Source organism: Pseudomonas zanjanensis (assembly GCF_014268745.2).
Taxonomy (GTDB): domain Bacteria; phylum Pseudomonadota; class Gammaproteobacteria; order Pseudomonadales; family Pseudomonadaceae; genus Aquipseudomonas; species Aquipseudomonas zanjanensis.
On sequence record NZ_JABWRB020000003.1, the window covers coordinates 355,543 to 371,311 of the forward strand.

Sequence of the window (15,769 nt, forward strand, 5' to 3'; positions counted from 1 at the left end):
GCGGCAGTCGATCATCGCATGCTGTCGCAGTCGCCTCCCCGCCATGTACGCCTTGAGCTACGCCGACCGATGAGCGGCGAATGAGGACTGTAATGAGCAAGACTAACGCTGACTTGATGGCCCGCCGTACCGCCGCTGTTCCCCGTGGCGTCGGCCAGATTCACCCGATCTTTGCCGAATCGGCGAAGAACGCCACGGTGACCGACGTTGAAGGTCGTGAGTTCATCGACTTCGCCGGCGGCATCGCCGTGCTGAACACCGGCCACGTACACCCGAAAATCATCGCCGCCGTGACCGCACAGCTGAACAAGCTGACCCACACCTGCTTCCAGGTCCTGGCCTATGAGCCGTACGTGGAACTGTGCGAAAAAATCAACGCCAAGGTCCCAGGTGATTTCGCCAAGAAAACCCTGCTCGTGACTACCGGTTCGGAAGCGGTGGAAAACGCCGTGAAAATCGCCCGTGCCGCCACTGGCCGTGCCGGTGTGATCGCGTTCACCGGCGCGTACCACGGTCGTACCATGATGACCCTGGGCCTGACCGGTAAAGTCGTGCCGTACTCGGCCGGCATGGGCCTGATGCCCGGTGGCATCTTCCGCGCCCTGTACCCGAACGAACTGCACGGCGTGAGCATCGACGATTCCATCGCCAGCATCGAGCGCATCTTCAAGAACGACGCCGAGCCCCGTGACATCGCCGCCATCATCATCGAGCCGGTCCAGGGCGAGGGTGGTTTCTATGTGGCGCCGAAAGCATTCATGCAGCGCCTGCGCGCCTTGTGCGACCAGCACGGCATCCTGCTGATCGCTGACGAAGTGCAGACCGGTGCCGGCCGTACCGGCACGTTCTTCGCCATGGAACAGATGGGCGTTGCCGCCGACCTGACCACCTTCGCCAAATCCATCGCCGGCGGCTTCCCGTTGGCCGGTGTGTGCGGCAAGGCCGAGTACATGGACGCCATCGCACCGGGTGGCCTGGGCGGCACCTATGCCGGTAGCCCGATCGCCTGTGCGGCGGCGCTGGCGGTAATGGACGTGTTCGAAGAAGAACACCTGCTGGATCGTTGCAAGGCCGTGGGCGAGCGCCTGGTGACTGGCCTCAAGGCGATCCAGAAGAAGTACCCGGTCATCGGTGAAGTGCGTGCCCTGGGCGCGATGATCGCCGTGGAACTGTTCGAAAACGGCGACACCCACAAACCGAACGCCGCGGCTGTGGCCCAGGTGGTGGCCAAGGCCCGTGACAAGGGCCTGATCCTGCTGTCCTGCGGCACCTACGGCAACGTCCTGCGGGTGCTGGTGCCGCTGACCTCGCCGGACGAGCAATTGGACAAGGGCCTGGCGATTATCGAAGAGTGCTTCTCCGAACTCTGAGTTTGTGCGCTGACCCACAAAAAACCCGCTTCGGCGGGTTTTTTCATATCCGGCATCCGCTCCCTGGCGTTTCGAGCTGTCTGGAACGGCGGTTATTGTCTAAGGTGCATGTATTGCAAGGGAGCGATGCGGCATGACTGCTGTGGATTTACCCGCTGTACCGCGTGTGCTGATCGCCGAGGCCGATCCGGCGTCCAGGGAGTTGCTTGAACAGGTGTTGTCAGGTGTGCGCTGTGATGCCCGGATAGACACGTGCGGCGAAGGGCGGCAGGCCCTTGAGCTGTTGGCCCATAATCCTTACGACCTGGTGATCGCCGATTGGGAGCTGCCAGGTGTCGATGGCCTGAGCATTCTGCGTGGCTTGCGCCAACAGCATCGTACGCCGGCGTTGCCGTTCATCCTTGTGAGCCAGCGTAACGACAGCGCCAGCGTGCGCGAGGTCTTGCCGCTGGCGCCGACGGCCTATCTGACCAAGCCCTTGAACCGGGAGAGCCTGGCCCAACGTTTGCTGGGGCTGCTTCTGAGTGGTGAAGACACTTCCAACGCCGCGCCGATTCCAGGGCCGGGACTGACTTTGCCCACCTTTCTGGAGCGTCGGCGTGACCTGTCCGAAGGCGCGCCCTTGATGACCGATGTGCAAGTGGCGATCAAGCGCAGCCTCAACCCCGGCGGCCTGGATCTGAAACTGCTCGAAGAAGAACTGCGCACCGACCCGCAGATCACCGCGGTGCTGATCGCTGCGGCCAACAGCGCTGCCCAGCATCAGGGCGGCGGTCCGGTGCAGACCGTGGCCCAGGCGCTGCACCAGCTCGGCACCGGGCAAAGCATGAACCTGATCCTCGGCCTGACCCTCAAGCGTTGCGCCCGGCTCAGCGTTCCGTGCCTGGCGGACTATGCCGAGCGTTACTGGGAGCTGTCGCTGCACACCGCCGAGTACGCCCGGACGATGGCCCGCTTGCTGGACCTGGAGCAGGAGCGCTGTTACTGCGCCGGGTTATTGCATCGCCTGGGTGACCTGGCGTTATTGCGCTGCCTGGAGGAATGGAAGCAGGCCGGTGGCGAGCTGGATGAGCCGGAGGAAGTCGGCGACTCGCTGGAAAAATTCGGCGCCAGTTTCGGCTCGGCATTGCGTGCCCGCTGGCGTTTGCCGCTGGAGCTCAGAGAGCTGATCGCGGCGGTCTACGGCCTGGGTGGCGGGGTATATTCCCGTGAAGCCTTGGTGATGAACATGGCGGCGCAGATGGCGCATCTGCCCGCCCATGAAGGCCTTGAAGAACTGGCCCGTGGCCGCACGGCGCGGTTGCTGAAGATCGGCTTGCCGGAATTGATGCGGTTGCGCCGCAAGTAGCCCCACCACCTGACCCTGTGGGAGCGAGCCTGCTCGCGATGGCGCCAGTCCAGACAACCCAGAACCCGTGGCGAGGGAGCTTGCTCCCGCTGGCCTGCGCAGCAGGCCCCCAGCATGCTGACAGGCAGAACGCGTTGTTCGATTTTACGACTGCTGCGCAGCCGAGCGGGAGCAAGCTCCCTCGCCACAGGGTCTGTGGCATGGCTGGATTCAATTGAGCTGCGATTGGCGTCAAGCCGCGATGATGCGGTTCTTCCCCTTGCGCTTGGCCTCGTACATGGCCGCGTCGGCGCGGGCGAACAGGCTGTCGAGGGACTGGTCCTCGGGAGTAATGGCGGTGAGCCCCTGGCTGACGGTAATGCCGAAGGTCTGCTCGCCGCAGCGGAACATCAGCCGCTGGATTTCCCGTTGCAAGCGCTCGGCTACTTGCAAGGCCATGTCGGGGGGGCAGCCGGGGAACACTGCCGCGAACTCTTCGCCACCGATGCGCCCGAACAGGTCACCGCGCCGCAGCACGGATCGGCCGCTTTCGGCGATCTTCTGCAACACGGTATCGCCTTCCTGATGGCCGTAGGTGTCGTTGATTACCTTGAAGTCATCGATGTCCAGCAACAGGAACGCCATGGGCGTCCCTTGTAGCCGCGCCTGCTCGAATTCACGGTTGGCGCATTCGAAGAAATGCCGGCGATTGCTGCTCTGGGTCAGCACATCGGTGGTCGCCAGTCGCTGCAGTTCACTTTCCAGCAGCTTCTTTTCAGTGATGTCTTCGGCGATGCCGACCACGATCACGGGTTGCCCGGGCTCGGCCTGACGGTTGATGAAGCACTTGTCGCTCAGCCAGCGCACCTGGCCGTCGCCGGCGATGATGCGGTATTCACGGTCTTCGACGGCGCCCTTGACCAGCACCTCGGCCAGGCTGCGTTCGGCGTACTCCAGGTCGTCGGGGTAAATTGCGTCGCGCCATTCGTTGTAGTCCGCCAGGACCAGGCCGGCGGGACGGCCGAAGATGCGCTCGTAGGCGGGGCTGACATACAGCACTTGCCGGGTTTCCCAGTTGAACGCCCAAAGCACGGCATTGACGCTGACCAGCAGCGAGCTGAACAGCTGCTCGCGCTCGCTCAGTCGCGCCACTTCACCCTGGGCATGCATCAGCGCCATGAGCGTCTGGGCCGCCTCGGGCCAATGAGGTAGGGAGTAATCCTGCAGGTTCTTGTCGACCATCGGCACAAATCTCAAAGAGCGTGCACTGCTGTGGGTTCGCACGCACTTTTCTCCAAAGCCCGCCTGGATGGCGAAGTGCTCTTTGAGATAGGGGATTTGGGACGAAGTTCCTTTTCAGGCGACGAAGGGCGGGGGATTTAGCGAGTCAGATACCACGTGTTGAACCTGTGGCGAGGGAGCTTGCTCCCGCTGGGCTGCGGAGCAGCCCCAAGACGGTCAATTCAATTGATCTGATGCACCGAGCCAGCGGGTTTCAGGGCTGCTGCGCAGCCCAGCGGGAGCAAGCTCCCTCGCCACAAGAAGCCCTTTCCACATGGCGTTGTCGGGTCAGGCCGTGGCAGGCCGTAGCGAGTAGGTCTTGAGCTGATCGGCAAAGTCGCGCAGGGACTGGATGCCGCTGGCCTCGGCTTCACTGACCCATTCCTTGATGGCAGCGAGCATGTCGTGGCCGTTGCTGCTGGTCTTGACCCAGATCTGCTGCAAGGCCAGGCGTTTCTCGTAGATCACCTTCAGCGCCTGGCTGTGTTCGAGCATGTTCTGGATGCGCACATGGTGACGGTCGTCCAGCAGGCTGGTCTCCCGCGACAGCAGGCGTTTGGCGCGGTGGAACTGATGACGCACCGAGTGATCGACCTTCTCCAGTTCCTGCTTGACCAGCGGCGCAATGACCAGCCGGCGGTACTGCGCCATGATCTGGAAGCGGTTGTTGAGAATCGCCATGGCCGTGTCCATGTCCAGGTGGCCCTTGCCTTCGACCCGGTGGGCGATCGGCGCAACGCGCTGGACCTTGGCCAGGCGCAGGAAACTGAACACCTTGATCCAGGCCCAGCCCAAATCGAATTCCCACTTGCGCACCGACAGCTTGGCCGAGTTGGGGTAGGTGTGGTGGTTGTTGTGCAGTTCTTCACCGCCAATCAGGATGCCCCAGGGCACCAGGTTGGTCGCCGCGTCGCGGCATTCGAAGTTGCGATAGCCCACGGCATGGCCCAGGCCATTGACCACGCCGGCGGCCCAGACGGGGATCCACATCATCTGGATGGCCCAGATGGTGATACCGATGGTGCCGAACAGCAGCAGGTCGATGACGCCCATGATCGCCACGCCCAACAGCGGGAAGCGGCTGTAGAGGTTGCGCTCGATCCAGTCGTCGGGGCAGTTCTTGCCGTAGATGCGCAGGGTTTCGGGATTTTCCGCCTCGGCGCGGTACAGCTCGGCGCCTTTGCGCAACACCGTGGACAAGCCCTTGATGACCGGGCTGTGGGGGTCATCCTCGGTTTCGCATTTGGCGTGGTGCTTGCGGTGGATGGCGGTCCACTCGCGGGTGTTCTGCGCCGTGGTCAACCACAGCCAGAAGCGGAAGAAATGTTTGAGACCGGCGTTGAGCTCCAGGGAGCGATGCGCCGAATAACGGTGCAGGTAGACCGTGACGGCAATGATTGTGACGTGGGTCATCAGCAGGGTGACTGCCACCAGTGACCAGGCCGACAAGCCAAGAAAACCTTCGTACCACATAGGCTGTAGGGCCCTCGATAAAGATAGAAACCGCCGTTGCATTATCACCAGCCCCACAGATAAAACCAGTCGGCCTTTCAGATAAGAGTGGCTGAATGTTTCTTCCTCTATAATCCCATCACTTTGTAGGGACATGGATGGCCGAATGCCTGCCTATCAACGCAGTGCCATGCGCGTAGCGCTGCTTTACCTCGTGCTGTCAGTCACCTGGCTGCAGCTGATTGGTTATTTATTGAGCAGTTTCTTCGATCAATTCGTCGATAGGCAGCGCTGGCTGCTGATCAACGGTTATGCCTGGGTGCTGCTCAGCGCCGGGCTGATCTTCCTGGCCCGGGCGCGAATCTCGCGGTTTTTCGCCAAGGGTGAGCACGGCATCGATCGCGAGCGCCTGCGCCAGGCCGCCGCCGTCTTCGATTGCACCCGCGAAGGGGTGTTGGTGACGGACCGCAATGGCTTGATCGTGCACGTGAACCGGGCGTTCATGGCGATCACCGGTTATGCCCGGGACGAAGTACTGGGGCAGCGCCCCAATCTGTTCAAGTCCGGACGCCATGGGCCGGAGTTCTATCGCGACATGTTTACCACCCTGGCCAGCCAGGGCGAGTGGAGCGGTGAGATCTGGAACCGACGTAAAAGTGGTGAGATCTATCCGCAATGGCAGACGATTCGTGTCATTCACGATGATAACGACCAGGTCAGTCATTACGTCGCGGTGTTTTCGGACATCAGCGCCATCAAGGATTCGGAGCATGAGCTGGCGCACCTGGCCCATCACGACCCGCTGACAGGCTTGCCCAACCGGCTGCTGTTTTCCGATCGCGCGGAGCAAGCCGTGGCGTCGGCGCAGCTTCACAAGCGCGGATGTGCGCTTCTGCTGCTGGATCTGGATCATTTCAAGAACATCAACGACAGCCTTGGGCACAACGTCGGTGACGAGTTGCTCAAAGGCGTGGCCGAGCGTTTTCTCGGGCTGTTTGCGCCGGGTATAACCCTGGCGCGACTAGGCGGTGACGAGTTCGCGGTGCTCGCGGAAAACTGCTCGCAGCCAGGTCAGGCGGCGGCCTTGGCCCGGCGTATCCTCGATGCGCTGAAAGAGCCGGTGCAGCTCGGCGACCAGTCCTTGTTTATCAACGCCAGTATCGGCATCAGCCTGTTCCCCGGTGATGCCCTCAGCGCCGGGCAATTGCTGCGCAACGCCGACTCGGCGCTGTTCAAGGCCAAGAGCGCCGGGCGCGACGGCTACGCCCTGTACACCGAAGAGCTCACCGCCCACGCCCAGCAACGGGTCGAAATTGCCTTCGAACTGCGTCGTGCGCTGCAACAGCAAGAGTTGCGTGTTCATTACCAGCCGGTACACGACCTGGCGAGCAGCCGTTTGATCGGTGTCGAGGCGCTGGTGCGTTGGGAGCATCCGACGCGGGGGCTGGTGTCGCCGGCCGAGTTCATTCCCATCGCCGAGCGTACCGGGCTGATTGCCCAGATCGACGCCTGGGTCATGGACCAGGCCTGTCGGCAGATGTGCCGGTGGCAACAGGCGGGTGTGGCGCTGTCGTTCGTCGCCGTCAACGTATCGAGTCGGTTGTTTGCCCGTCGTGAGTTGTATGACCAGGTCGCCCAGGTGTTGCACGACACGGGCCTGGATCCGGCGTGTCTGGAGCTGGAAGTGACGGAAAGCGCGGTGATGGAAGACCCGGAGGTGGCGCTGGAGCAGATGCATCGCCTGCGGGAGTTGGGCGTGCGGCTGGCCATCGACGATTTTGGCACGGGGTATTCGTCGCTGCTGCGGCTCAAGCGTTTGCCGGTACAGAAGCTCAAGATTGATCAGGGTTTTGTCGCGGGGTTGCCGTGGGATGAGGATGACGCCGCGATCGTCCGGGTGATCATTGCCTTGGCCCATAGCATGGGGATGCAAGTGCACGCCGAAGGAATCGAGCAGCGCGAGCAAGCGGCGTTCTTGCTTGGACTGGCGTGTGAGCTGGGGCAGGGCTACTGGTTTGGCCGGCCCGTCGCGGCGGCGCAGTTGGATTGGGAGCGGGCGCCGGCTATTGCTTGAGCGTCAGTGGTATTGATGTTGGTTGACCCACCGCCATCGCGAGCAAGCTTTGCTCCCACAGTTGTTTTTGGGGTGATCGAAATATCCGCAACACCCCCAATCCCCTGTGGGAGCGGGCTTGCTCGCGAAGGCGTCTGTTCAGTCTGTATCCATGTCGCCTGATACTCCGCTTTCGCGAGCAAGCCCGCTCCCACAATGGTTTTGTGTTGAACTTGAGATTCGGTCCGACACGGAACCCTGTGGGAGCGAGCTTGCTCGCGATGGCGTCGGCTCAGCTTGCATCAGAGCAAAGCGCTACCCCTTGGCCCCAGGTGCCGCCATCTCCTTGGTTTCCAAATGATCCAACGCCCGCTCAACCAGCAACTGAACCCCATCGGCCATGCGACTGATCGCCAGGGCGACGCAGCGGCGTGAGTCATCCACGTCATCAGCCAGGTCGGCGGCGATGGTGCTGATGGAGAGCAGGTCTTCGGAGGCGTTGGCGAGCAGGGTTTCGGTGTCTATGTGGGGGGACACGATGAAGAGTTGGTTTTTGTCGGGTTCGGGCGGTGAGGCGGGCTTGGGCTTGAGGTAGTAGTCGAGGGCGCGGGTGGCGGCGTCATCGAGCTTTTTTTCTTCCTGCGCTTGGACGCGGGATTTGTGGCCGCTTTGCGGCGGGTTCGGCGTAGGTTTGAACATGGGTAGGTTTCCTATAGAGAACCGCCCTGGATCGCTTGCACGCAATGAAGGGTGGCAGCTGTGTGCGAGTGTGCAAGACCGAGCAACCATACCCAAAACTCGGCAGATCCGAAGATCTCCCTAACACAGCCGCCATAAAACACGGGCGCGAACGCGCCACGAATGGCTAGAAGCATTAAGGGTTGGTGTTTTACCCGGACTTGCACGTCCGTGTCACCGTTTTTTGCGATGACGAACAGAGGTTAGCGGCACTCGGAAACGCTGCCTAGTTCATGCACAGCCCTACGTCTTGAAGGAAATCTCCGAGGATTGGGCCGGGAAAAAGTCCCCAATCACTCCTGCCGTAGGACGCCGGCTACTTTCTGTGATTTTGGTTATATAAAAATTCTTAAATAGTCTTTTTAAGAATATCTGCACTTATCTAGTATTGCTCCCACGCCGCAAGCAGTGCCGCCCACTGCCAGGCATTCATTCAAAGGAGCAGCAGCATGAGCGCATCTCTACGTAGCGTTGACGGCCAGGACGAAGCAACCATCTTGCGCGAGATCCAGAGCGCGTTGCGCGACCTGCGTTTTGGGGCAGTGGAAATCACCGTGCACAACGCCCAGGTGGTGCAGATCGAGCGCAAGGAAAAATTCCGCTTGCAGCAACCCAGTCATAAGCCGTCTTGAAAGCCAAAAGATCGCAGCCTTCGGCAGCTCCTACGGGGGGCTTGGCGTAGGAGCTGCCGAAGGCTGCGATCTCTTTCTAAAAGCCAAACGAATTTCCAGAAGCCATAAGAAAATCAGAATTCCAGGAGCTTTCACCATGTCGTCCATTCGTCGTTATGCCCTGGCCGCGCTGGCCAGTGCTGTTTTTGCAGGTTCCGCCGTCGCCAAGGATTACGAGTTGCTCAACGTGTCCTACGACCCGACGCGCGAGCTGTACCAGGATTACAACGCCGAATTCGTCAATTTCTGGAAGAAGGCGCACCCGGACGACAGCGTGAAGATCCAGCAATCCCATGGTGGCTCGGGTAAACAAGGCCGGGCGGTGATCGATGGTCTGCGCGCCGACGTGGTGACCCTGGCCCTGGCCGGTGACATCGATGAAATCGCCAAGCTGGGCAAGTCCCTGCCGGCGGACTGGCAAACACGCCTGCCGGACGCCAGCACGCCCTACACCTCGACCATCGTGTTCCTGGTGCGCAAGGGCAACCCCAAGGGCATCAAGGATTGGGATGACCTGATCAAGAACGACGTGTCGGTCATCACCCCGAACCCGAAAACCTCCGGCGGCGCTCGCTGGAATTTCCTCGCCGCCTGGGCCTATGGCCTAAAGGCCAATGGGGGTGACGAAGCCAAGGCCAAGGAATACGTGCAGGCGCTGTTCAAGCACGTGCCGATCCTCGACACCGGCGCTCGTGGCTCGACCATTACTTTCGTCAACAACGGTCAGGGCGACGTGTTGCTGGCCTGGGAAAACGAAGCCTTCCTGGCGCTGAAAGAAGACGGTGGCGCCGACAAGTTCGACATCGTCGTGCCGTCGCTGTCGATCCTCGCCGAACCGCCGGTGGCGGTGGTGGACAAGAACGCCGAGAAGAAGGGCAATGCCGAGATCGCCGAAGCGTACCTCAAGCATCTCTATAGCCCGGCCGGCCAGGAAATCGCCGCGAAAAACTACTATCGCCCGCGTGACAAGGATGTGGCCGCCAAGTACGCCCGGCAATTTCCAAAGGTGGAGCTGGTGACCATCGACAAGGACTTCGGCGGCTGGAAAACTGCCCAGCCGAAATTCTTCAACGATGGCGGCGTGTTCGACCAGATCTATCAGGCGCAGTAAGCTGGGCTAGTCGGATTCAGGCCGTAATTCATTGTGGCGAGGGAGCTTGCTCCCGCTGGACCGGGCTGGCGCTCCAGTGCGAAGCGCTCCCAGAGTTTTCTGGGGCTACTTCGTAGCCCAGCGGGAGCAAGCTCCCTCGCCACGGTAAGCGCGTTCTCAACCAAGGACCTTTATGTCGCGTCGCATATCCCCCGTCATACCCGGCTTCGGGCTGACGCTGGGCTACACCCTGGTGTACCTCAGCCTGATTGTGCTCATCCCCCTGGCGGCGATGTTCGTGCATGCCGCTCAACTCACCTGGGAACAATTCTGGGCGATCATCTCAGCGCCGCGGGTGCTGGCGGCCTTGAAACTCAGTTTCGGCACCGCCCTGTACGCCGCGATCATCAACGGCGTGATCGGTACGCTGCTGGCCTGGGTGCTGGTGCGCTACACCTTCCCCGGCCGCAAGATCATCGACGCAATGATCGACCTGCCGTTCGCCCTGCCCACCGCCGTGGCCGGTATCGCGCTGACGGCGTTGTACGCGCCGACCGGCCTGGTGGGCCAATTCGCCACTGACCTGGGCTTCAAGATCGCCTACACCCCGCTGGGCATCACCCTGGCGCTGACCTTCGTGACGCTGCCGTTCGTGGTGCGCACGGTGCAGCCGGTGTTGGCCGATATTCCCCGTGAAGTCGAAGAAGCCGCCGCCTGCCTCGGTGCCAAGCCGTGGCAGGTGTTCCGCCACATCCTCGTGCCGGCGCTGTTGCCGGCCTGGCTGACCGGTTTCGCCCTGGCCTTTGCCCGTGGCGTGGGCGAGTACGGTTCGGTGATTTTCATCGCCGGCAACATGCCGATGAAAACCGAGATCCTGCCGTTGCTGATCATGGTCAAGCTCGACCAATACGACTACACCGGCGCCACTTCCATCGGCGTGCTGATGCTGGTGGTTTCCTTCGTCCTGTTGCTGCTGATCAACCTGCTGCAGCGGCGCATCGAAACCCCATAAGGAGGCGCGAATCATGTCCCAATCGTCTATTTCCGCAGCCTCTACCAACGCTGCCCGTCGGGGCAGTGCGACGTCGCGGCGCGTACTGATCGGCCTCGGCTGGCTGATTTTTGCGCTGTTCTTGCTGTTGCCACTGTTCATCGTCGTGTCCCAAGGGCTGAAGCTCGGACTGGGGGCGTTCTTCACCGCGATCTTCGAACCCGACGCGCTGTCGGCGCTGAAGCTCACGGTGATTGCGGTGCTGATCTCAGTGCCGCTGAACCTGGTGTTTGGCGTCAGTGCCGCGTGGTGCGTGAGCAAATATTCGTTCCGCGGCAAGAGCATGCTGGTGACGCTGATCGACCTGCCGTTCTCGGTGTCGCCAGTGATCGCCGGTCTTGTCTACGTGCTGATGTTCGGCGCCCAGGGCCTGTTCGGGCCGTGGCTGTCGGATCACGACATCCAGATCGTGTTTGCGCTGCCGGGCATTGTGCTGGCGACGATCTTCGTTACCGTGCCGTTCGTGGCCCGTGAGCTGATCCCGCTGATGCAGGAACAAGGCACCCAGGAAGAAGAGGCCGCGCGCCTGCTAGGCGCCAATGGCTGGCAGATGTTCTGGCATGTCACCGTGCCGAACATCAAGTGGGGCCTGATCTATGGCGTGGTGCTGTGTACCGCCCGGGCCATGGGTGAGTTCGGCGCGGTGTCGGTGGTCTCCGGGCACATTCGCGGGGTGACCAACACCCTGCCGCTGCACGTCGAGATCCTCTACAACGAATACAACCACGTGGCCGCGTTCGCCGTGGCGAGCCTGTTGCTGATCCTGGCGCTCTTCATCCTGCTGCTCAAGCAGTGGAGCGAAAACCGAATCAACCGCCTGCGCGCCAGCGCCGCGGAGGAATAAGTCATGTCGATCGAAGTCCGTAACGTCAGCAAGAATTTCAACGCCTTCCGGGCCCTGGACGACATCAGCCTGGACATCCAGAGCGGTGAGCTGGTAGCGCTGCTCGGGCCATCCGGTTGCGGCAAGACCACCTTGCTGCGGATCATCGCCGGCCTCGAGACCCCGGACCAAGGCAACATTGTGTTCCACGGCGAGGATGTCTCCGGCCACGACGTGCGTGATCGCAACGTCGGTTTCGTGTTCCAGCACTACGCCTTGTTCCGCCACATGACGGTGTTCGACAACGTTGCTTTCGGCCTGCGCATGAAGCCCAAGGGCCAGCGTCCGAACGAAAGCCAGATCGCGACCAAGGTCCATGAACTGCTGAACATGGTGCAATTGGACTGGCTCGCCGACCGTTACCCGGAGCAGTTGTCCGGCGGCCAGCGCCAGCGTATCGCCCTGGCCCGCGCCTTGGCGGTGGAGCCCAAGGTGCTGTTGCTGGACGAACCGTTTGGCGCCCTCGACGCGAAGGTCCGCAAGGAACTGCGCCGCTGGCTGGCGCGGTTGCACGAGGACATCAACCTGACGTCGGTGTTTGTGACCCACGACCAGGAAGAAGCCATGGAAGTCGCCGACCGCATTGTGGTGATGAACAAGGGCGTGATCGAGCAGATCGGCTCGCCGGGGGATGTCTACGAAAACCCGGCCAGCGACTTTGTGTATCACTTCCTTGGCGACTCGAACCGCCTGCATTTGGGTGAGGACCGGCATGTGCTGTTCCGCCCGCACGAAGTCTCGCTGTCGCGCTCGGAGCTGGAAGACCACCACGCCGCCGAAGTGCGCGACATCCGCCCGCTCGGCGCTACCACTCGGGTGACCCTGAAGGTGGAAGGCCAGAGCGAGCTGATCGAGGCGGAAGTGGTGAAGGACCATGACAGCCTGGTGGGGCTGGCGAAGGGCGAGACGCTGTTCTTCAAGCCGAAGGTCTGGCAGAAAGTCGCCAACCTTTAAAGGCATCCCGAGCCGGGATTTGTGAACGGCGCAGACCTATCGTGGGAGCGGGCTTGCTCGCGAAAGCGGTGGGCCAATTGACGACGATATTGGTTGTGCCGCCGTCTTCGCGAGCAAGCCCGCTCCCACAAGGAGATTTGTGTACGACGCAGATCCATTGTGGGAGCAAGGCTTGCCCGCGATGCAAACACCTCGGTGTAGCTGATAGACCGAGGCGATGCCATCGCGGGCAAGCCTTGCTCCCACAGGTTCGCGCTCCACAAGGGTGGCAGGCTGGTATGGCAGTGTTGTCAGGCCGCCGAACGCTGGTTGCGCAACGCCACCGGCCCGGCGCGCTCTTCGATGGCGCGCTTCAGTTCGCCGCGAAGCCCCAGCAGGAAGCCGGCTTCCACCACCACAAACAGCGGCCCGACAATCAGCCCGGTGAGGTCGTCGACGAACGCCGGCTTGCGGCCTTCGTAATAGTGGCCGACGAATTGGATCACCCAGCCCACCACGAACATGCCCAGGCCACTGCCCAGCCACACCGAGGTGCTTTGCGCGGCAAGTACCTGGCCCAGCCAGACGGCGAGACCCAGCAGCACCGTCATCAGCACGCCTAGGCGTAATTCCAGGCGCAGATAGAACCAGGCGCTGGCCACCGCCACCAGCAGCGCCGGCGACACCAGCACCGGGCCCACTGGCCATCCCGGCCGTGACAGCAGCACGGCGACGGCGACGAAAATCAGCGGGATCCCGATGAAGTGGCTGGCGATGTTGCGCGGGTCGCGATGATACGCGGCGTATTGACTGAGATGATCGACGAGGCTTTTCATTGTTGTTCCTCCTGAGGTGATGCCTGCATGATGCACGGGTATCACCAGGCGTTCTGTCAGTTAGCCGACACTTGTCCCGGAGTTTTCATGAATTCCCATCCCTGGCACGCACACCTGATGGCGGGCCACTGGTACAGCCACCTGACTGCTGAGTTACAGAATAGTCTGCTGGGCATGGCGCGGGTGCGCCATTTGCCGCCGGGCCACCGGCTGTTCCAGCGCGGCGATCCACCCTGCGGGCTGTATGCCGTGCTGGAAGGCGCGGTGCGCGTCGGCGCGGTGAACGAACAGGGCAAGGAGGCGTTGCTGAGCGTCGTGGAAGCGCCTCACTGGTTCGGTGAAATCTGCCTGTTCGATGGCCAGCCACGGACCCATGATGCGGTCGTGGTGGGCCAAGGCGTGCTGCTGCACGTGCCCCAGGCGCCGTTGTTGGCTTTCCTGCAGGAGCAACCGATCCACTGGCGCCATCTTGCCTTGTTGATGAGCCACAAACTGCGCCTGACCTTCATCAACCTCGAACACTTGAGCCTGATGCCCGCCCCGGCCCGCCTGGCCCACCGTCTGCTGATGATCGCCGAAGGCTACGGCGAAACCGAACCGGCCCGACGGATCCTGCAACTGCCTCAGGAACAACTGGCGCTGATGCTCTCGCTGTCACGCCAGACCACCAACCAGATCCTCAAGGACCTGCAGGCCCAGGGCATTCTTCACTTGGGCTACGGCGAGATCGAAATCGTCGACATTGAACGGTTGCGAGCCCTGACCACAATCTAAAAGCCGACGCGGCACCCGTGGCGAGGGAGCTTGCTCCCGCTGGCCTGCGCAGCAGGCCCCAGTAACCTACAGGCGGATCGCATAGGCCGGTTTTGCGGCTGCTGCGCAGCCGAGCGGGAGCAAGCTCCCTCGCCACGGGCTTGGGTTGTCTGGGCGAAAGCCATCGCGAGCAAGCTCGCTCCCACAGGGGTTAGGTGTTGTCGCAGCTATTGCGGTCACACCGCCCCTTCCAATGTGGGAGCGAGCCTGCTCGCGATAGGGCCAGTGCAACCAACCCAAATCCCTACCGCAACCCATCCCGGAACTGCCCCGGCGTCATGCCGGTCCAGCGTTTGAAGGCGCGGCTGAAGCTGCTGGCGTCGGCAAAGCCCAGCAGATAACTGACTTCGCTCAGCGAGCATTGCGGATCGCGCAGGTGCAGCAATGCGAGGTTTTCCCGGCACTCGTTGAGCAGTGCGTCGAAGCGGCAGCCTTCGTCGGCCAGGTGCCGTTGCAGGCTGCGCAGGCTCAGGTGCATGGCCTGGGCGATGCGTTCGGCGCTGGGCTCGCCTTCGGGCAGTTGCGCCTCGATGGCCGCGCGAACCTTGCGCTCCCAGGTCAGTGGCTGGAGCTGGGCGAGGGTGCGTTCGAGCACCGTTTCGTTGTGTTCGGCCAGTTCCGGGTTGGCGTCGTCCAGGTGGCTGTCGAAGTCGCTGAGGTTGAATTCCAGGCAATCCTGGGCGGCGCCAAAATGCACTGGCGAGCGGAACACCTTGTGCCACGGGCTCGGGTCCGTCGGTTCCGGACGCCGCAGGTACACCGCCAGCGGCGCGTAGTCTCGGCCGAGGCGGTTGCGGCAGGTGCGCACGTAAATCGCCGCGAACGCATCGATGGCTTCAAACGCCGGCGCCGGCCGGCCCGGGGGCACATCGAGGCTGAAGCGGTAGCGGTCTTCGCCACGGTTCAATTGCAGGGCCAGGGCATCGCTGACCACCGGGTGATAACGCACGATCCGCTCGAACACTTCCCGCAGGCTGCCACTGGCCACCAGCGCATAACCCAATGCGTGGAAGGTGGTGGGGCTGACGAAGCGCGACACCCGCAGGCCGATGGCCGGGTCGCCGCTGGCCTGCACCGCCAATGCCCACAGGCGCGTGGTGGCCGAGAGCGGGTAGCGGGCGTTCGGGTCGTCCATCCATTGCGGGTCGAGGCCGGCCTCGACGCACAAGGCATGGCTGTCCAGGCCCAGCGCATCGAGCTGTTTGCGCAGGGCGCGGGTCCAGCTGGCGAGGGAAGTCGGTTCCGTCATGACGATTGGCGCTTGCGGTCAA

14 protein-coding genes are annotated in these 15,769 nt (G+C 62.2%); 9 read left to right on the forward strand and 5 right to left on the reverse strand.

Going from position 1 to position 15,769, the window contains the following annotated elements; genetic code table 11:
* The first annotated feature begins 92 nt into the window (after window positions 1–92).
* Window positions 93–1,370 (forward strand): 4-aminobutyrate--2-oxoglutarate transaminase, encoded by a 1,278-nt coding sequence (gene gabT, locus HU715_RS21405; RefSeq protein WP_092204970.1) that lies wholly within the window; start codon window positions 93–95, stop codon window positions 1,368–1,370.
* Window positions 1,371–1,503: 133 nt separating this feature from the next.
* The gene (locus HU715_RS21410; protein ID WP_186709978.1) at window positions 1,504–2,718 is read left to right on the forward strand and encodes an HDOD domain-containing protein; all 1,215 of its coding nucleotides are present in this window, start codon (window positions 1,504–1,506) and stop codon (window positions 2,716–2,718) included.
* 231 nt (window positions 2,719–2,949) lie between these two features.
* Here HU715_RS21410 and HU715_RS21415 read toward each other — a convergent pair whose 3' ends face one another.
* Complete coding sequence (locus tag HU715_RS21415; RefSeq protein WP_186709979.1) at window positions 2,950–3,939, reverse strand: GGDEF domain-containing protein; 990 nt, start codon at window positions 3,937–3,939, stop codon at window positions 2,950–2,952.
* Window positions 3,940–4,266: 327 nt separating this feature from the next.
* Window positions 4,267–5,451, reverse strand: coding sequence for a delta-9 fatty acid desaturase DesA (desA, locus tag HU715_RS21420; protein WP_186709980.1), 1,185 nt, complete (start codon window positions 5,449–5,451; stop codon window positions 4,267–4,269).
* Window positions 5,452–5,596: 145 nt separating this feature from the next.
* Here desA and dibA point away from each other — a divergent pair, with 145 nt between their 5' ends.
* Complete coding sequence (dibA, locus tag HU715_RS21425) at window positions 5,597–7,504, forward strand: phosphodiesterase DibA (protein ID WP_186709982.1); 1,908 nt, start codon at window positions 5,597–5,599, stop codon at window positions 7,502–7,504.
* A gap of 294 nt (window positions 7,505–7,798) precedes the next feature.
* Here dibA and HU715_RS21430 read toward each other — a convergent pair whose 3' ends face one another.
* Window positions 7,799–8,182: a DUF6124 family protein gene (locus HU715_RS21430; protein ID WP_186730671.1), complete on the reverse strand. Its 384-nt coding sequence runs from the start codon at window positions 8,180–8,182 to the stop codon at window positions 7,799–7,801.
* A gap of 488 nt (window positions 8,183–8,670) precedes the next feature.
* Between HU715_RS21430 and oscA the strand changes: the two genes are divergently transcribed.
* The 5 genes from oscA (at window position 8,671) to HU715_RS21455 (ending at window position 12,870) form a co-directional block, all read left to right on the forward strand.
* A complete protein-coding gene (oscA, locus tag HU715_RS21435) occupies window positions 8,671–8,853 on the forward strand; it encodes a sulfur starvation response protein OscA (protein WP_003186967.1) in 183 nt (60 codons plus the stop codon).
* 136 nt (window positions 8,854–8,989) lie between these two features.
* Window positions 8,990–10,003 carry a sulfate ABC transporter substrate-binding protein gene (locus HU715_RS21440; RefSeq protein WP_186709986.1) on the forward strand — a complete coding sequence of 338 codons (1,014 nt, stop codon included), beginning with the start codon at window positions 8,990–8,992 and terminating at the stop codon, window positions 10,001–10,003.
* Between the two features lie 172 nt (window positions 10,004–10,175).
* Window positions 10,176–10,994 (forward strand): sulfate ABC transporter permease subunit CysT, encoded by an 819-nt coding sequence (gene cysT / locus HU715_RS21445; RefSeq protein ID WP_013692011.1) that lies wholly within the window; start codon window positions 10,176–10,178, stop codon window positions 10,992–10,994.
* A gap of 13 nt (window positions 10,995–11,007) precedes the next feature.
* Window positions 11,008–11,877 (forward strand): sulfate ABC transporter permease subunit CysW, encoded by an 870-nt coding sequence (gene cysW, locus HU715_RS21450; RefSeq protein WP_024618577.1) that lies wholly within the window; start codon window positions 11,008–11,010, stop codon window positions 11,875–11,877.
* A gap of 3 nt (window positions 11,878–11,880) precedes the next feature.
* On the forward strand, window positions 11,881–12,870 hold the full coding sequence (locus HU715_RS21455) for a sulfate/molybdate ABC transporter ATP-binding protein (protein ID WP_047700099.1): 990 nt from the start codon (window positions 11,881–11,883) through the stop codon (window positions 12,868–12,870).
* A 290-nt stretch (window positions 12,871–13,160) separates the two neighbouring features.
* Here the strand turns inward: HU715_RS21455 and HU715_RS21460 are convergent, their stop codons facing one another.
* A complete protein-coding gene (locus HU715_RS21460; RefSeq protein WP_186709988.1) occupies window positions 13,161–13,685 on the reverse strand; it encodes an Mpo1 family 2-hydroxy fatty acid dioxygenase in 525 nt (174 codons plus the stop codon).
* An 87-nt stretch (window positions 13,686–13,772) separates the two neighbouring features.
* On the opposite strand from HU715_RS21460, the gene HU715_RS21465 reads away from it, so the two are divergent.
* Window positions 13,773–14,459, forward strand: coding sequence for a Crp/Fnr family transcriptional regulator (locus tag HU715_RS21465; protein ID WP_186709990.1), 687 nt, complete (start codon window positions 13,773–13,775; stop codon window positions 14,457–14,459).
* Between the two features lie 283 nt (window positions 14,460–14,742).
* On the opposite strand, the gene HU715_RS21470 is transcribed toward HU715_RS21465, so the two are convergent.
* Window positions 14,743–15,747: an AraC family transcriptional regulator gene (locus HU715_RS21470; RefSeq protein WP_186709992.1), complete on the reverse strand. Its 1,005-nt coding sequence runs from the start codon at window positions 15,745–15,747 to the stop codon at window positions 14,743–14,745.
* Between the last annotated feature and the right edge of the window lie 22 nt (window positions 15,748–15,769).

What these genes read in the sequence shown, in the direction of transcription:
- gabT (WP_092204970.1), top strand. Translation starts at nt 93, where the DNA reads ATGAGCAAGACTAACGCTGACTTGATGGCCCGCCGTACCGCCGCTGTT.
- HU715_RS21410 (WP_186709978.1), top strand. Translation starts at nt 1,504, where the DNA reads ATGACTGCTGTGGATTTACCCGCTGTACCGCGTGTGCTGATCGCCGAG.
- HU715_RS21415 (WP_186709979.1), bottom strand. Translation starts at nt 3,939, where the DNA reads ATGGTCGACAAGAACCTGCAGGATTACTCCCTACCTCATTGGCCCGAG.
- desA (WP_186709980.1), bottom strand. Translation starts at nt 5,451, where the DNA reads ATGTGGTACGAAGGTTTTCTTGGCTTGTCGGCCTGGTCACTGGTGGCA.
- dibA (WP_186709982.1), top strand. Translation starts at nt 5,597, where the DNA reads ATGCCTGCCTATCAACGCAGTGCCATGCGCGTAGCGCTGCTTTACCTC.
- HU715_RS21430 (WP_186730671.1), bottom strand. Translation starts at nt 8,182, where the DNA reads ATGTTCAAACCTACGCCGAACCCGCCGCAAAGCGGCCACAAATCCCGC.
- oscA (WP_003186967.1), top strand. Translation starts at nt 8,671, where the DNA reads ATGAGCGCATCTCTACGTAGCGTTGACGGCCAGGACGAAGCAACCATC.
- HU715_RS21440 (WP_186709986.1), top strand. Translation starts at nt 8,990, where the DNA reads ATGTCGTCCATTCGTCGTTATGCCCTGGCCGCGCTGGCCAGTGCTGTT.
- cysT (WP_013692011.1), top strand. Translation starts at nt 10,176, where the DNA reads ATGTCGCGTCGCATATCCCCCGTCATACCCGGCTTCGGGCTGACGCTG.
- cysW (WP_024618577.1), top strand. Translation starts at nt 11,008, where the DNA reads ATGTCCCAATCGTCTATTTCCGCAGCCTCTACCAACGCTGCCCGTCGG.
- HU715_RS21455 (WP_047700099.1), top strand. Translation starts at nt 11,881, where the DNA reads ATGTCGATCGAAGTCCGTAACGTCAGCAAGAATTTCAACGCCTTCCGG.
- HU715_RS21460 (WP_186709988.1), bottom strand. Translation starts at nt 13,685, where the DNA reads ATGAAAAGCCTCGTCGATCATCTCAGTCAATACGCCGCGTATCATCGC.
- HU715_RS21465 (WP_186709990.1), top strand. Translation starts at nt 13,773, where the DNA reads ATGAATTCCCATCCCTGGCACGCACACCTGATGGCGGGCCACTGGTAC.
- HU715_RS21470 (WP_186709992.1), bottom strand. Translation starts at nt 15,747, where the DNA reads ATGACGGAACCGACTTCCCTCGCCAGCTGGACCCGCGCCCTGCGCAAA.